The sequence below is a fragment of the Flavobacterium sp. BFFFF1 genome (genome assembly GCF_002256285.1).
Classification (GTDB): Bacteria; Bacteroidota; Bacteroidia; order Flavobacteriales; family Flavobacteriaceae; genus Flavobacterium.
In genome coordinates, this window is record NZ_NKJE01000004.1 from 39,113 (window position 1) to 54,801 (window position 15,689).

At 42.3% G+C, this 15,689-nt stretch carries 14 protein-coding genes; all 14 read right to left on the minus strand.

The features are described from left to right. Positions 1-4: 4 nt before the first annotated feature. The 14 genes from neuC to recR all read right to left on the minus strand — a co-directional run bounded on the left by neuC (position 5) and on the right by recR (position 15,652). Positions 5-1,171: a UDP-N-acetylglucosamine 2-epimerase gene (gene neuC / locus CFE23_RS03445; protein WP_291084049.1), complete on the minus strand. Its 1,167-nt coding sequence runs from the start codon at positions 1,169-1,171 to the stop codon at positions 5-7. Further along, a complete protein-coding gene (neuB, locus tag CFE23_RS03450) occupies positions 1,168-2,190 on the minus strand; it encodes an N-acetylneuraminate synthase (RefSeq protein WP_291084052.1) in 1,023 nt (340 codons plus the stop codon). The genes neuC and neuB overlap by 4 nt, the downstream gene beginning before the upstream one ends. 33 nt (positions 2,191-2,223) lie before the next feature. Beyond that, entirely contained in the window at positions 2,224-3,117 is an 894-nt protein-coding gene (locus CFE23_RS03455; RefSeq protein ID WP_291084055.1) for a formyltransferase family protein, read from the minus strand. Position 3,118: 1 nt separating this feature from the next. Continuing rightward, entirely contained in the window at positions 3,119-4,261 is a 1,143-nt protein-coding gene (locus CFE23_RS03460) for a LegC family aminotransferase (RefSeq protein WP_291084507.1), read from the minus strand. Next, positions 4,254-5,252, minus strand: coding sequence for an NAD-dependent 4,6-dehydratase LegB (locus CFE23_RS03465; RefSeq protein WP_291084058.1), 999 nt, complete (start codon positions 5,250-5,252; stop codon positions 4,254-4,256). Before CFE23_RS03465 ends, CFE23_RS03460 begins: the two co-directional genes overlap by 8 nt. Positions 5,253-5,270: 18 nt before the next feature. Continuing rightward, positions 5,271-6,281: an NAD-dependent epimerase/dehydratase family protein gene (locus CFE23_RS03470; protein WP_291084061.1), complete on the minus strand. Its 1,011-nt coding sequence runs from the start codon at positions 6,279-6,281 to the stop codon at positions 5,271-5,273. A 101-nt stretch (positions 6,282-6,382) separates the two neighbouring features. Beyond that, the gene (locus CFE23_RS03475; protein ID WP_291084064.1) at positions 6,383-6,847 is read right to left on the minus strand and encodes a UpxY family transcription antiterminator; all 465 of its coding nucleotides are present in this window, start codon (positions 6,845-6,847) and stop codon (positions 6,383-6,385) included. Positions 6,848-6,852: 5 nt separating this feature from the next. Continuing rightward, positions 6,853-7,899, minus strand: coding sequence for a dTDP-glucose 4,6-dehydratase (gene rfbB / locus CFE23_RS03480; RefSeq protein ID WP_291084067.1), 1,047 nt, complete (start codon positions 7,897-7,899; stop codon positions 6,853-6,855). 11 nt (positions 7,900-7,910) lie between these two features. After that, the gene (locus tag CFE23_RS03485) at positions 7,911-9,308 is read right to left on the minus strand and encodes a UDP-glucose 6-dehydrogenase (protein WP_291084070.1); all 1,398 of its coding nucleotides are present in this window, start codon (positions 9,306-9,308) and stop codon (positions 7,911-7,913) included. 44 nt (positions 9,309-9,352) lie between these two features. Next, positions 9,353-10,627, minus strand: coding sequence for a nucleotide sugar dehydrogenase (locus CFE23_RS03490; RefSeq protein WP_291084073.1), 1,275 nt, complete (start codon positions 10,625-10,627; stop codon positions 9,353-9,355). Between the two features lie 10 nt (positions 10,628-10,637). Next, on the minus strand, positions 10,638-11,609 hold the full coding sequence (locus CFE23_RS03495) for an SDR family oxidoreductase (RefSeq protein ID WP_291084076.1): 972 nt from the start codon (positions 11,607-11,609) through the stop codon (positions 10,638-10,640). Positions 11,610-11,678: 69 nt separating this feature from the next. Next, entirely contained in the window at positions 11,679-14,165 is a 2,487-nt protein-coding gene (locus CFE23_RS03500) for a tyrosine-protein kinase (protein ID WP_291084079.1), read from the minus strand. A gap of 5 nt (positions 14,166-14,170) precedes the next feature. Beyond that, entirely contained in the window at positions 14,171-14,965 is a 795-nt protein-coding gene (locus CFE23_RS03505; RefSeq protein ID WP_291084082.1) for a polysaccharide biosynthesis/export family protein, read from the minus strand. Between the two features lie 66 nt (positions 14,966-15,031). Beyond that, positions 15,032-15,652 (minus strand): recombination mediator RecR, encoded by a 621-nt coding sequence (gene recR / locus CFE23_RS03510; protein ID WP_291084086.1) that lies wholly within the window; start codon positions 15,650-15,652, stop codon positions 15,032-15,034. Positions 15,653-15,689: the final 37 nt, after the last annotated feature.

The window sequence follows — 15,689 nt, forward strand, 5'->3', positions numbered from 1 at the left end:
CTTATTATTTTTGGAACAACAGGTTATAAAATTGTTTCTTTACCAATCCCTGTAAATTTTGCGTTTTAAGTACTTCAACTATTTTATCTGAAGCATTGTGCGTACCATATGGATTTTCCATATCAACAAGCTGCGACCTGAATGCCGCTGAAAGCGCCTTCTCAATAGCTGCGGTAATTTCTGAAGGTTCCGGCTTACAGTCGATGACAGAAACTGATTTTACGCGGCCCTGCTGTCGGTCACCTATATTGATCGTTGGGACCTTAAACGAAGGGACTTCCAATAATCCGCTCGAAGAATTGCCGACGACGGCGTCCATGAAGGGTATTGCAGACAAATAACGCAATTGGCCCAGCGAAATAAAGGCCACGGCCTTGTGGGTATTCCTGGCAACATATTCGTCTATAAGACTGATAATGATCCGCCCGTCAGTATCTGCATTAGGCTTGGTAAAGATAATCGTCGTATCTTCCAATTTATCCAGTGCGACCAAAAGCGCTTTAAACTGACTTTCAGCAGAGGCATGATCCAAGGTGACGGGATGGAACGTTACCAGTAGATTGCGGGTGTTCAACTTAAAGTCGATAGCCGCTTCAAATTCTTTTCTATCGAGTAACTTCAGCTTATTAATATTCTCTATTCCCAAAGCGCCAACATTGTATACGTTTGCAGGTTGTTCACCCAATTGTATCACACGATTTCTATATTCCTCCGTACTGGTAAAATGAATATGCGCCATTTTTGTAATCGAATGGCGGAAGGCCTCGTCAAATGCGCCTTCTGTTGTCTCGCCACCATGACAGTGCGCAACGGGTATTTTCGCAACCAAAGCGGCAATCGTAGCTGCAAATATCTCAAACCGGTCGCCAAGCACCAACACAATATCGGGCTGAATCCTCTCATAGGCTTCTGCAAAACTGATTACGCCAAGACCAATACTTTTTGATATCCCCACTGATGAATCTGACGAAAGCAAGGTTTCTATCTTTTCATCAATCCTGAAACCGTCATCGACAATCCTTTGAAAAGTTAATCCAAACTCGGGAGAAAGGTGCATACCGGTTGCACAAATCGACAATTCAACCTGCGCGTCTTCATGTAGTGATTTTATTGTCCAGTATAGCAATCCATATTCTGCCCGGGTGCCGGTAACTACGCATATTTTTCTCATACCACTACATTTTCTGTAAGCGGTGAATCGGCAGCCACAGCAGTCTTCAATTTCCTGCCAATAAATTCGTCGATACGCATCGGACTCACTGCAGTTCCGGGTCGGATGGCAATTAAATCGCCAGCGGTAATAATGTGTCCCGCCGATAGATCGCTCCTGAAATGAAGGCTCTTGCGGGCAATCGCTATATTCTTCTTTTCAGATTCGCTGGGTTCCTTAATACCACTGCCGGATATAGCACGTTCTATATTCCGTATTGATGCTACCATTTGCTTCAGCTCCTCGGGTTCCAGGGATGCAAGATGGTCGGGACCAGGCATGTTGCGGTCAAGCGTAAAATGTTTTTCAATGATTCTAGCTCCGAGTGCAGTAGCCGCCACCGGTACTTCGATTCCGATGGTGTGATCAGAATATCCAATGGTGATTCCCAATTCCTGTCCAATAAGATTCATTGCCCGGAGATTGACATCCGACATTGGCGTAGGATATTCAGTGTTGCAATGCAAGACCGCAATGCGGCTTTTTTGGGCGCCAGCTTCAATCAGGATATCCAGGGCATCCTTGATTTCCTGAAGTGTCGCCATTCCTGTCGACAGAATGATATCCTTATTTTTACCCGCAATATGCTGAAGGTAGGGTTTGTTTGTAATTTCTCCGGAAGGGATTTTGAAAATATCAATACCGAGTCGGTCAAGAAAATCAACACTTTCCTCATCAAAGCCTGTAGAAAGAAACTTGATGTTTTTTGAATCGGCATAATCGATAAGTTGTTGATGCCACTCATCAGGGAGCTCGAGTTTTTTAAGCATGGCGAATTGGGAATTATCGCCGTCATTGATATTTTTGATTTGATAATCCGCCTTTTGGGCATTCCTGCTTACAAGTTTGCTTGCTTTGAACGTTTGGAATTTTACATAGTCTGCCTGCGCGGCGGCTGCAGCATCAATGAGTTTTTTTGCAAGCTCAAAATCGCCGTTATGGTTAACGCCCGCTTCTGCAATAATGACCACCTTTTCCATATTTATCCGTATTATTTCTTAATATAATTACTATTATCCCAGTTTATCACCAACCTTCAGTACAACAGGTGAGTCTATTTCTGAAATCTCAATAAAACTATCGGTTGTTTTCACCAAAAAACCCGATGCTGTTTTTGCCAGCAATTGCCCGGCAGTTCCAATATATTCAGGTGCCCCTTCAATCAGTTTCGCCCGATTTATCCTGACTTCAGAGCCGGAAAAATAAGTTGTTGCCATCGGTCCAGGCTTGTTAATCGACCTGATAAAGTTAAAAAGCCGTCTTGAAGATTGGTTCCAATTGATCAGCTCGTCGCCAGGACCGCGCCTTCCGCAATAAAAGCCTACGGGATGAATGGTGTGTTGTAAAATTCGGGCAGATTTTCCTGATTGTATTTCCTTAATCGCATCGTATAAAATCGATGCACACTCGGTATGGGCAACTTCGAGCAAAGAATTGTAATCATCTGCGTCGGTAATCGGATAGGATTTTTGTTTGATGATATCACCGGTATCGATGCCTTCATCTACATAATGTACGGTGATTCCAAATTGTTTCTCATCGTTTATCAATGCCCAGTTTAGGATATTTCTACCCCTGTAAAATGGAAGGTTGCCGGCATGGCAGTTTATAACCCCTAACCTTGGCAGGCTTAAAATGGCGGCCCTGAAAATCTGGTTAAAACTCATGGATACAAACAAGTCACAATCATAAGATTTGGCTGTCTCTATGAATTCCGGTGTGTTAATTTTTACCGGATACAGATAATCAATTCCGAATTCGTCAGAGAAATTTTTAAGTGTCTGATCCGTCGTATCTGATCTTGGGACAATGAACCTGATGTCGATTGAATCATCTTTAATTAATTTTTCGAAAGCGAGGTGCGACCAGGGTCCATCGGCAAAATAACCTATTTTAATTTTTTCCATATTATCTGACACTACTTGGAATGTTTACAATTCTTTCTTCTAAAAACAGGGCATGTTCCTGGCTGTCTTTTTGACAATCCCTATACATGGGAAGCCTGAACATTAGTTGCCAGATTGGCCGGGTCATGACTGCTGATTCATTTGTATATTTAAGAAATAAATCACGCTCTTTTTTATCCTCCAATTCCACGCACATCAGCCAGTAATTGGCCTTTGTATCAGGCGTCTCCGTCCTAAAGTGAATTCCTTTTGACTCAAAAAAAGTTTTGTATTCTGCCGCAAGTACTCTTTTATTCTGCAGAAAAGCGTCAAGCTGTTCCAACTGTGCACAGGCCAGCGCGGCATTTAAATTCGGCATCCTGTAGTTGTAGCCCAGTTCGTCGTGGACATATTCATACGGATGTGGAATCTTCGCAGTGGTCGTCAGGTATTTCCCTTTTTCTCCAAGTTTGATGTCATTGGTTACGATGGCACCTCCTCCGCCACACGTCACAATCTTATTTCCATTAAACGAAAAAACACCGGATTGACCGAAGCTTCCTGTTTGCCTGCCTTTGTATTCGCTTCCGAGGGATTCAGCGGCATCTTCTATAACCGGTATATTCCATTGGGCACATACTTCAAGTAATTTATCCAGATGTACCGGAAAGCCAAAAGTATGCATGGGAACACACGCAGCGATCCTGCGTCCACTCTTCTTATTGTAACAGCCGTCACTTCTCAGTTCCCCGAACTCTGTCAGGAAAGCTTCCACAGCTTTTGGAGACAGTCCCATTGTGTCCAGATCCACATCGATAAACACCGGATGCGCATTATTGTATGCAATGGCATTGGCCGTGGCTACAAATGTCAATGCCTGTGTCAATACTTCATCGCCGCTTTTAACGCCGGAAAGCTTCAGGGCAATCTGGATGCCGGCAGTTCCGTTAACTACCGCTACTGCCTTCTTTGTCGTTGTAAGGGAAGCCATCATGGCCTCAAATTGATCAACATAAGCGCCAACCGAGGAAACAAAAGTGGTATCGATGGTATCGGCAAGGTATTTTTTTTCATTGCCACCGAAATGAGGCACATGCAACGGAATAAAGTCGTTCGTACCGAAAGACTCCTTTATAAAACTAATTGCCTCCTGATAATTAGACATTGTAGATATCGGCTTTATATTTTTCAAGGTTTTCAGGAATTCTAAACCAGGCGATGGTTTGGGCAATCCCTTCAGACAAGGTATGTTTTTGCTGCCATGGCGTAAACTCCTTTAATTTTTGGTTTGAACCGAATAAGCGGAACACCTCGCTCTTCGCAGGCCTTAAACGTTGGTCGTCAGAAATGATTACCGCGTTTGGGTTAATTTGGTTGATCATCTCCTGTGCCAAATCGCCCACGGTAATTTCAGATTGGGTAGCGATATTGACCTCATGCCCGATTAATGCATCACATTTCGCAATTTCCACGAACCCGTTTACGGTATCCCTTACGAAAAGCAAATCCCTTGTAGGGGTAATGTCGCCCAACTTTATTTCTTCCATTCCATTGAGCAATTGTGTAATAATTGTTGGGATGACTGCACGTGCTGACTGTCTTGGACCATAGGTATTAAAAGGCCTTACAATCGTCAGGGGCAGATCAAAACTCCGGTAAAAAGAATCCGCGATACAGTCGGCACCAATTTTCGAAGCCGAATACGGAGATTGCGGCTGTTTCGGATGCGACTCGGTAATCGGTACAAATTGTGCTGTCCCATAAACTTCTGAAGTAGAGGTCACGAGAACGCGTGCAATATTCAGATCCTTCGCTGCCTGGATGATATTCAACGTTCCTTTGACGTTTGTATCGATGTAGGAATCAGGCGAATGGTAGCTAAATGGAATCGCGATGAGCGCGGCAAGGTGAAACACGACATCGATATCCTTCATCGCCGTACGCACGCCGTTGGGGTCACGGATGTCTCCCGCAAAAATTTCAAACCTATCTTTAGTTTCTTTAGGCAAAGTATCCAGCCAGCCCCAGGAGTTGAATGAATTGTAATAAACAAAAGCCCTTACCTGGCAGCCTTCTTCGAGAAGTCTTTCTGCAAGATGGCTCCCGATGAATCCATCGGCGCCGGTCAGCAAAACTTTTTTATTCTTAAGTTCCATTAAATCTGTTTTTAATTTTTATTTATTTGGATTGCCGAAATAGTCTTTGTACCATTCGTTGAAAATCTGTATTCCTTCTTTTATACCAACCTGTGGGGTAAAGTCAATCTGTTTCGCCAGCTTTGAAATATCGGCATACGTTTCTGTAACATCGCCAGGCTGTGCTTCCACGAATTGCTTGTCGATTGTGATACCGGAGGCGTTTTCAAGTGTTTCAACAAAAGCCAGCAGGTTGACTGGATGGCCGTTTCCAATATTGAAAATTGTACTTCCGTTAAGTGAATCAGCGCTGTAAACCCTGACAATTCCTTCTACGATATCGTCGATGTAGGTAAAATCGCGGCTTTGGTTTCCGTAATTGAATATTTTTATCTGCTCATTGTTATAGGCTGCTTTCGCAAAAAGCATAGGTGCCATATCTGGCCTTCCCCACGGACCATAAACGGTGAAGAAACGAAGTCCTGTAAGTTTTAAATGGTACAGGTGGGCGTAGACTTCAGCCATACTTTCATTTGCCTTCTTGCTCGCCGCATAGACGCTGATTGGCGTATTACAGGGATCGGTTTCTGAGAAAGGCTGCTTTGCATTGAGTCCATAGATAGAGCTGCTGCTAGCGTAGACTACATGTTGCGGCCTGTACTTTTTTGCCAGTTCCAGAATATTCAGGAAACCAGTGATATTAGAATCTACATAGGCTTGTGGGTTGTCAATGCTGTAGCGCACCCCGGCTTGTGCCGCAAGGCTTATGATGCCACCACAATCCTCTTTTCTGTAAATTTCGTCAAGCAGTCCGGAGTCCTGCAAATCGCCATAGTAGAACACGATTTGTTCCTTTTCAAAGCGTTGTATTCCCTCATGGTATTGAATCCCGAGTTGGGCGAGCCTATCGATTTTTAACTGTGGGCTGTAGTAGTCATTCAGGTTATCAATTCCGATTACCCTAAATCCGTCCCGAACCAGCCGACTGGCAGTATGGTAACCAATAAAACCCGCGATGCCCGTAAGTAGAATTGTTTTATTTTGAGTCATACTCCAAGTGTTAAAATGTCACGGCTTCGCCTGGTCAGTCACAGTACTGCACTGTGAAAAACTACTGTCTATTTGATGTAGACTACATTATTCAATGCTGTCTATTCTGATAATTTCATTGTCAAAACAATTCCTATGGATTCCAAAACCAATCGGACATTGTTTTTATTTACTTGACGAACTATTCCTGAATGGCTTTTGAACGGTCCATCGGGAATAACCATCGTATCGCCGGGCCTGATACTTTCAATTTCGAACGCTGCCTTTTCATTTGAAAGCCATTTCTTTATGGTTTCAATTTCGTGATCTTTCACAATCGCAGGCACGCCCAGCCAAAATAAATATCTTAAAACTCCTTTTACACTGAATACACTGTTCCGGTCTTTTTCGTCCAGATTTACAAAAATGTAGGATGAAAACAGCGGAACTTCAATTTTTTTCTTTCTATCGGACCACTGTCGGATTGTGGCTATCAGGGGACAATAGTTTTCAATCCCAATTTTAGTCAACTGTTCCGAAGTTTTTCTTTCGGCTTTAGGATTTGTGTAAAGTACATACCATGGCATAATTCCTATTGGCTGTATTTTTCATAATAGTCCCTATAAGCACCGGATCCAATATTTTCCAGCCACTTCTCGTTATTGAGGTACCAATCAACCGTCTTTTCGAGGCCTTGCTCAAATGTGACTGATGGTGACCATCCCAGTTCAGTGTTAATCTTTGACGCATCAATAGCGTACCGAAGATCATGTCCTGGCCTGTCCTTAACGTAGGTGATCAGCGCGGCTGATGTTCCCGCTGCACGATCGAGTTTTTTATCCATTACCGCACAAAGCAGTTTAATAAGATCGATGTTCTGCCATTCGTTAAAACCCCCAATATTGTATGTCTCCCCAGCTATTCCGCTATGAAAAACAAGGTCAATCGCCGCAGCATGGTCTTCTACATAAAGCCAATCGCGGGTATATTTTCCATCGCCATAAACGGGTAATGGAATATGATGTATAATGTTGTGTATAAAAAGCGGAATCAGTTTTTCGGGAAACTGGTTTGGCCCATAATTGTTTGAACAATTGGTGATGATGTAGGGCATTCCGTAGGTTTCTCCATAAGCCCTGACGAAATGGTCCGAACTTGCTTTGGAGGCAGAATAAGGCGAATTGGGATCGTACGGCGTATGTTCCGTAAACAGGCCCTGACTTCCGAGCGTTCCATAAACCTCATCGGTACTGATATGATAAAACAACTTACCTTCCCAATTTCCGTGCCATAGTTTCCGGAAAGCGTTCAAAAGATTCATCGTTCCCATAACGTTTGTCTTTACGAATGCCAGCGGATCTTCAATAGACCGGTCAACATGGGATTCTGCAGCAAGATGAATGACATTTTCAAACTGGTGTTCCTCAAAAAACTCATTGATAAACGCCTCGTTTACAATATTGCCTTTTACAAAATGATAATTATGAAACGTCTCGATATCACTAAGATTCTCAGGATTCCCAGCATACGTCAATGCGTCCAAATTGTAAACCGTATAATTCGGGTATTGTTTTAAAAAAAGTCTCACCACATGTGATCCGATAAATCCCGCGCCACCTGTTATAAGTATTTTTTTCATCGGTTAAAAATTTAATTGCTGCGACCAACAGATTGAAAAATAAATCCGATTTCTTTCATCTTGTCGGCATCGAGTATATTTCGCCCGTCAAAAACAAAAGCGGGCTTCTGCATATTATCATATATTTTCTTCCAGTCGTAACCCTTAAATTCATCCCATTCCGTTAAGATAGCAACTGCATGTGCGCCTTTGCACACTTCGTAAGGATCCTGCATGACCGAAATCCCTTTTTTATTGTCTTCCGGTTTACGGCTTTCAAGATAATTGAGGTCTTCAAGCACCTGATTTTCCTTTACCTGAGGATCAAAAACGGATATATTTGCCTGTTCATTCAGCAGGTAATCTGAAACATAAATTGCTGCAGATTCCCGTGTATCATTCGTGTCTTTCTTAAAAGCCCAACCAAGAAACGCAATTTTTTTTCCGGATACGGTATTATAGAGTGTCTGTACGATATTTCTTGCGAACCGCCTTTTCTGGTGGTCATTCATGATAATGACCTGCTCCCAGTAGTCGGCAACTTCATTCAGTCCGTAGGATTTAGCGATGTAAACGAGGTTCAGTATATCTTTCTGGAAACAAGACCCTCCAAAACCTACCGATGATTTCAGGAATTTTGGACCGATACGGCTGTCCATACCGATAGCACGCGCGACTTCATCAACCGCAGCACCTGTTTTCTCGCAAAGTTCAGACATTGCGTTTATTGAAGATACCCGTTGTGCTAAAAATGCGTTGGCAGTAAGTTTTGACAGTTCGGACGACCATACATTCGTGGTAAGAATCCTGTCCGCAGGTACCCAATTTGCATATACTTCAACCAGTGCATTAATTGCTTCCTGTCCTTCTGGGGTCGTATCACCTCCAATCAGCACGCGGTCTGGCATCAAGAGATCCTGAACAGCCGTTCCTTCTGCAAGAAATTCGGGATTGGAAAGAATCTGGAATTGGACACCATTTCCTGTATTTTCAAGAATGCTCTTAATGGCTTCTGCTGTCCTTACCGGTAAGGTAGATTTTTCCACGACAATTTTATCGTTTTTAGCCACAGAGGCGATTTGCCTTGCACATAGTTCGATATATTTTAAATCAGCCGCCATGCCTTTCCCAAGACCATACGTTTTAGTTGGCGTATTTACTGAAATGAAAATCATGTCTGCCTCATCAATTGCTGCATTTACATCAGTTGAAAAGAAGAGGTTCCTATGTCTCGTTTTGCCCACCAGCTCACTTAAACCTGGCTCGTATATTGGAATATTATTTACGTCTTCATCATTCCATTGCGCTATTCTCGCAACATTCAGGTCAACTACAGTAACTTTAATATGCGGACATTTTTCTGCAATAATTGCCATCGTTGGACCCCCAACGTAACCAGCCCCTATGCAACAAATATTTGTGATTTTCATTTTAGATAAATTATGTTTTAACTAAGGTTATACCTGATGTAAAATTAGAGTCTCCCATCGGCGCGGTTGCCCAGAATTCCTTTCACATCGTACAAAATAGCATTTTCATTTTTCAATGCGTCATAATCCAGTTTGAGGAATTCATTGTGTGAAACTCCCAATACGACCGCATCAAACTGTTTATTTGGGATATCGCGGGTTGTTTCGAGCGCATACTCATGAGATACCTCAGCGGGATTTGCCCATGGATCAAAAATTGTGACCCGTATTCCGTAATCCTCGAGCGCGGCAATGACATCGACAATTTTCGTATTCCTGACATCCGGGCAATTTTCTTTAAATGTAATTCCAAGCATCAGCAATTCGGCGCCGTTGACAACGATTCCCTTTTTTATCATCAGTTTCACGACCCTTGATGCTACATACTCACCCATACTGTCGTTAAGTCTTCGGCCCGCAAGGATGATCTCAGGGTGATATCCTGTTTCCTGTGCTTTTTGTGCCAGGTAGTAAGGATCTACGCCGATGCAGTGTCCGCCCACAAGTCCTGGCTTGAATGGAAGAAAATTCCACTTCGTGCCTGCTGCTTCCAGAACGGCATGCGTATCGATTTCCAAAAGATTAAAAATTTTCGAAAGCTCGTTTACGAATGCGATGTTGATGTCGCGTTGTGAGTTTTCAATAACCTTCGCTGCTTCTGCCACTTTGATTGTGGGGGCGAGATGGGTTCCCGCAATGATTACCGACTTATATAAATCATTTACTTTGATACCAATTTCAGGAGTTGAACCTGCAGTAACCTTTAAGATTTTCTCAACAGTATGTTCCTTATCACCAGGATTGATGCGCTCCGGAGAATAACCAGCAAAAAAATCGACATTAAATTTCAACCCGCTGACACGTTCCAACACGGGTACACATTCGTCCTCGGTGACACCGGGATAAACGGTGGATTCATAAATTACGATATCGCCTTTCTTCAGGACTTTACCTACCGTTTCGCTCGACTTGTAAAGTGGTGTTAAGTCAGGCCTGTTATTCTTGTCTACTGGTGTCGGTACAGTAACCACGAAGTAGTTGCAGTCCTTAATGTCCTCAAGATTAGAGGAACAGAGCAGTCCAATATCTCCGGCGGAAGAATTTTTTAAAAGTACGGACTCAAGTAACGACTTCTCGATTTCGAGTGTACTGTCTATCCCCGAATTTAACTCGTTGATTCTCGTTTGGTTGATATCGAATCCAACGACCGGATATTTTGTTGCAAACAATCGTGCCAACGGCAATCCAACATATCCCAAACCTATAACTGCTATCTTCATTGTATAAATTTTATTTTAAGTTGTTCCAATACCATGACACGGCTTCCTTCAAGCCCTCTGGCATGGAAAATTGCGGATTGTATCCAAGTAATGTCCTGGCTTTGTCAATGCTTGCCAGAGAGTGCGGAATATCGCCAGCCCGGTTAGGACCGTAAATAACATCTACCGTGGCAATCGCCGGATCGTGTTCTGAAAGGAATTGTTTTAGGTAACCGACGAGATCGTTAAGTGTTGTACGATCGCCAAAAGCAGTATTGTAAACTGTATTCACGGCTTCGGGATTGGTTGTCGTCATCGCGAGCTCGTTCATCTGGATGACGTTGTCTATATAAGTAAAATCTCTGGAAAAATTACCGTCTCCATTGATTACCGGACTTTCATAATTCATGAACTGCATTACGAATTTAGGGATCACTGCGGCATAAGCACCATTGGGATCCTGCTTCCTTCCAAACACATTAAAATAGCGGAGACCAATGGTTTCCAATCCATATGTCCTGCTGAAAATTTCAGCATATAACTCATTTACATATTTTGTAATGGCATATGGAGACAGCGGTTTGCCGATAATGTGTTCCACTTTGGGCAAATTTTCTGAGTCGCCATAGGTTGACGAGCTTGCCGCATACATAAAACGCTTTACCCCGGCATCACGGCTGGCCACCAGCATGTTCAGAAACCCGCTGACGTTTACGTCATTGCTGGTAATGGGATCATTTATGGATCTGGGGACTGAGCCTAATGCGGCCTGATGGAGCACGTATTGCACACCATTGACAGCATCGACACAATCCGACATGTTCCTGATATCACCCTCGATGAGTTTGAAATTTTGGTTTTGAAATAAGTGCGCGATGTTGTGCCTGTGCCCAGTGGCAAAATTATCCAGGCAAACCACGTTATAGCCTTTTCCAATAAAATACTCGCAAAGATTTGAACCAATAAATCCTGCGCCCCCTGTAATTAATATTGTAGTCTGCATTCCGAAAATTTGTGCAAATATATAATTTATAATTTCATTAACAGCTGTTAACCCTGATTGGAAATGTCATTAATCTCCGCTTCGATCTTTTGGCTTAGTTTTCCGACGGACAAATTTCCAAATTCTGGAGATAATATTTTTAGGCTCATCATCTTCATGATAGCCGTTTGAATAACTGCCATAACCGTAGCCGTATCCATAACTGTACCCATATCCGTAGCCATATTTGGCTTTACTTTCAAAGCTATTTAAAATGATGCTGACATTATCGATCTCATTTCGCTTATACCTTGTATTAAGCAGTGTGATCATGTCTTTTTTTGTAAAATTCTGTCGGATTACATATAATATAATATCAGAATAAGGCGCCAGTTCCAAAGCGTCGGAAACAAGACCAATTGGAGGGGTATCCAAGACGATGTAATCATATTCTTTTTTAAGCAGGTCCAACATTTTTATCATGGCATCACTCAGGATTAGCTCCGCGGGATTTGGAGGTATGGGACCGGAAGTGATTACGTCAAGAAAAGGAATATGTGTAGGCTGTATAATCTCTTCCAGGCTTTTTTGTCCAATGAGATAGTTTACTGCTCCAATATCATTGCTTATATTAAAATCATCAAAAATCTTCGGCTTTCTTAAATCTAATCCGATGATAATGGTCTTCTTCTCGCTCATTGCAAAGACCGTTGCAATATTGATGGAACAGAACGTTTTTCCTTCACCACTTACGGAAGATGTAATCATCAGCGTTTTAGCGCCTTCAACGCTCTTCTTTTTGTAAAGGAACTGAAGCGACGAACGGATTGCCCTAAAAGACTCGGAAAGCGCTGACTTCGGTCTTTCAAAAACGGAAAGATTCGACTCTGTGTGCTTTTTTCCCACGACGCCAATCAGTGGAATAGAAGTCAATTTTGCAACGTCATCCGTATTCTGAATGGAGTTGTTCAGGAAGAAAATTCCGAAAACAAAAAGAAGCGGAATGATAAATCCCAGAAACAATGCCAGCACATAGTTTACACCCGTCTTAGGCCCGACGAGCCCGCCACCCACATCCTTTGCCGGATCAATAAAGCGGATGTCTGATACATTTGCTGCCTTGACGATATCCGCTTCACTGCGTTTCTGTAGGAAAGTGTTATAAATGTTGCTGTTCAAATCATATTTACGCTGGATTTTGATCAGTTCCTGCTGATCCTCGGGAAGTTGTTTTATGGAACTTTCGGCTTCATTAATATTACCGCTGATCATATTCAGTTCATACTGCAGCGATGATTTCGCTGTGGCAATATTTTCAAGCAATACGTTTTTAATCGCCTGCATTTGGTTATCAAAATCTTTGAATATCTTCTCGCTCTTGACGGCATATTTCATTTCTGAACGTTGTGTAGAAAGCGATATTAATTTGGAAACATTCACCACAACATTTGGATCGTCAATACCAGCTACAGACGGCGCAGGAAGTTTTGAGAAATCGGTACTGTTCTTTAGGTATGATTTGAGGGAATTATAATACGCTAATTTTCTTCCAACTTCATCCTTTTTCACATCAAACTCAAGGAGGCGATCACTTATCTGCTTTCCTCCTTCTTCAATCTCTACAATATTTTTACCTTTCGTAAAAGCCTTTAATTCATCGCCGGTTCGCTTTAGTTGCTCTTCCATTGCAATCATCGTACTGTCGATGAACGAAATGGTATTGGTAGCGAACTGGTTTTTAGCTGAAAGTTGGTTGTCGCGCAATACCTGTACTGTGGTATTAAGATACTCTACAATCCTTGCTTTGTTTGTCCCTTGCAACGACAATTTCAGAATTGAGCTCCCTTTAGCATCGATCTCCACATTGATTCCCTGATAACCGGAAACCACTCCGTCAAAACTTCCAAAACTTACAAAGTACTCGTTACCGACATAATACCCGGGGTTGTCTTTGATTTCCAACTGCCAGTTTAAAAATGGCAGGATAACCTTCTGACCGGTCTTGAAATTGGCCTGGTATGTCCCTTTAGCAACCGCCGTCGTTCCAATGGAATTGTCTGAATACAAATAAAGCTGAGCGCTATCTCCTGAAAAATCAATAGTTATTTGATATGTGTTTTCGCTCAGGAATTTAATCTTAATTAATGTGCCGGCCAGTTGCCCATATTTTTTGTCAATATTTACGAAAAATGGAATCTCGCCATAGGCATCAACAAGATTGTATTTTCCTTGCTTGAGATAATTAATATAATATTGCAGTTTACTGACCACCAACTCATTATGGGATCTTGATTTTAAAGTAGAGGCAATTGTCTGTACCTGGTCCGAAGTTCCACCCCAATTAAAAACCAAGCTTGTGTTCGAAGTGAAAAACGGATTGCTTTCTTCTTTAACTGAAATCGTTGTCTCAAGCCCATATATTTTTTCCTTGCGAATATTAGTCTGGTACGCAAGGGTAAATGCAATAACCCAACTTACCAGAAACCACCTCCAGTAACTGGCCGTTTTGATTAGAAATCCTTTGAAATCAAAACTATTCTCGCTTTCGAAAAAAGAAAAATCTTTGGTATCCAGCATAAGGTTTAGTTTTTAAGCAGTAAGAATGTGGTTGTAGCAAGTGACAACAAAGTAATTATCGTGGACAAAGACTCTATTCCCGTCTTACCAGTTCCCCAGGATTTTTGCTTCAATGGCTTTATATAGATGTAATCGTTTGGCTGAACGTAATAATAAGGACTTTGCATTACGTTTATATCCGTGAGATCGATGTCGTGCATTTCTGTGCCGTATGGGTACTGCCGAATGATGGTTACACGCTTACGATCGCCTGTAATCGTGATATCATTGGAATTAGCAATGGCATCCATAATAGTAACTTTCTCCTGAAACAATGTCTTTGTACCAGGCGAACCAATCTCCCCATTGATTGTAAATCGGAGTCCGGCCAATTTTACGGTCACGAAAATATCCGCTTCCTTATTAAAATAAACCTCCAGAAGGTCCTTTTCTATTTCTTGCCTGACCTCTTCCAATGTAAAACCCAGGACATTCATTTCTCCTAATATCGGAATCCTGATATTGCCATGATCATCTACTGTAAACCCATCGAAATAAAGGGATTGTTCAGATTCTGATGCGTTAGCTTCCCCACTTGGCGAAGGGTTAAAAATGGTTACCAACTTCGGGTCAATTGCTTTGATAGAAATCCTCACAACATCGTTGGTCTGAAGCCTGTAAGGTTTTAACGACACCGGACTGATGGGACCCGTCACCACAGAATCATCATTTCTTTGAAGATAGGTCATATCTTTTGTTGAAATGCACGAAGTAAAAAATAATCCACAAGACAATAATATGCAAAGCGTCCGTAACGTCATTTTAAGTGTATTAGCAAACAAATATAGGCTTTCCTTTATAATTATGAAATTCCTGGAAGATATTGCTTAATTGTTTTTAAAGGAATTTTCAAACGGAACCCGTTGTAGGATACTTCTGCCTAACGTGACCTCGTCGGCATATTCCAGTTCGTCACCTACGGCAATGCCGCGGGCAATCGCCGAAGTAATAATCCCATATTCACTGATTTGCTTGTAAAGGTAAAAGTTTGTGGTGTCACCTTCCATCGTAGAGCTCAGCGCAAAAATTAGTTCGCGCACGCTACCCTGCCTGACTTTATCTACCAATGTTCCGATTTTAAGCTGGCTTGGTCCTACGCCATCAATCGGTGAAATCTTACCGCCAAGCACGTGGTAAATTCCCTTAAACTGCCGCGTATTTTCGATAGCCATGACGTCACGGATGTCTTCGACCACACATATTAAAGCGTGATCGCGGTTGGCATTCGCGCAAATTTCACATATTTCAGCATCGGAAATGTTATGGCAGCTTTTGCAAAACTTCACCTCAGATCGCATAGCCATGATCGCTTCGGAAAGAAAAACGGTTTGTTCCTTAGGCTGCTTGAGTAAATGCAATACCAAACGCAACGCCGTACGCTTCCCGATTCCTGGAAGTTGTGACATTTCGTCGACTGCCTTTTCCAATAATTTTGATGAAAATTCCATGCCGCAAATGTAATTAATTAGCAAATGAGGTCACGAG

Bases quoted from the DNA above. Each gene is read 5' to 3' on its own strand.
- neuC (WP_291084049.1), bottom strand. From the start codon at position 1,171: ATGAGAAAAATATGCGTAGTTACCGGCACCCGGGCAGAATATGGATTG.
- neuB (WP_291084052.1), bottom strand. From the start codon at position 2,190: ATGGAAAAGGTGGTCATTATTGCAGAAGCGGGCGTTAACCATAACGGC.
- CFE23_RS03455 (WP_291084055.1), bottom strand. From the start codon at position 3,117: ATGGAAAAAATTAAAATAGGTTATTTTGCCGATGGACCCTGGTCGCAC.
- CFE23_RS03460 (WP_291084507.1), bottom strand. From the start codon at position 4,261: ATGTCTAATTATCAGGAGGCAATTAGTTTTATAAAGGAGTCTTTCGGT.
- CFE23_RS03465 (WP_291084058.1), bottom strand. From the start codon at position 5,252: ATGGAACTTAAGAATAAAAAAGTTTTGCTGACCGGCGCCGATGGATTC.
- CFE23_RS03470 (WP_291084061.1), bottom strand. From the start codon at position 6,281: ATGACTCAAAATAAAACAATTCTACTTACGGGCATCGCGGGTTTTATT.
- CFE23_RS03475 (WP_291084064.1), bottom strand. From the start codon at position 6,847: ATGCCATGGTATGTACTTTACACAAATCCTAAAGCCGAAAGAAAAACT.
- rfbB (WP_291084067.1), bottom strand. From the start codon at position 7,899: ATGAAAAAAATACTTATAACAGGTGGCGCGGGATTTATCGGATCACAT.
- CFE23_RS03485 (WP_291084070.1), bottom strand. From the start codon at position 9,308: ATGAAAATCACAAATATTTGTTGCATAGGGGCTGGTTACGTTGGGGGT.
- CFE23_RS03490 (WP_291084073.1), bottom strand. From the start codon at position 10,627: ATGAAGATAGCAGTTATAGGTTTGGGATATGTTGGATTGCCGTTGGCA.
- CFE23_RS03495 (WP_291084076.1), bottom strand. From the start codon at position 11,609: ATGCAGACTACAATATTAATTACAGGGGGCGCAGGATTTATTGGTTCA.
- CFE23_RS03500 (WP_291084079.1), bottom strand. From the start codon at position 14,165: ATGCTGGATACCAAAGATTTTTCTTTTTTCGAAAGCGAGAATAGTTTT.
- CFE23_RS03505 (WP_291084082.1), bottom strand. From the start codon at position 14,965: ATGACGTTACGGACGCTTTGCATATTATTGTCTTGTGGATTATTTTTT.
- recR (WP_291084086.1), bottom strand. From the start codon at position 15,652: ATGGAATTTTCATCAAAATTATTGGAAAAGGCAGTCGACGAAATGTCA.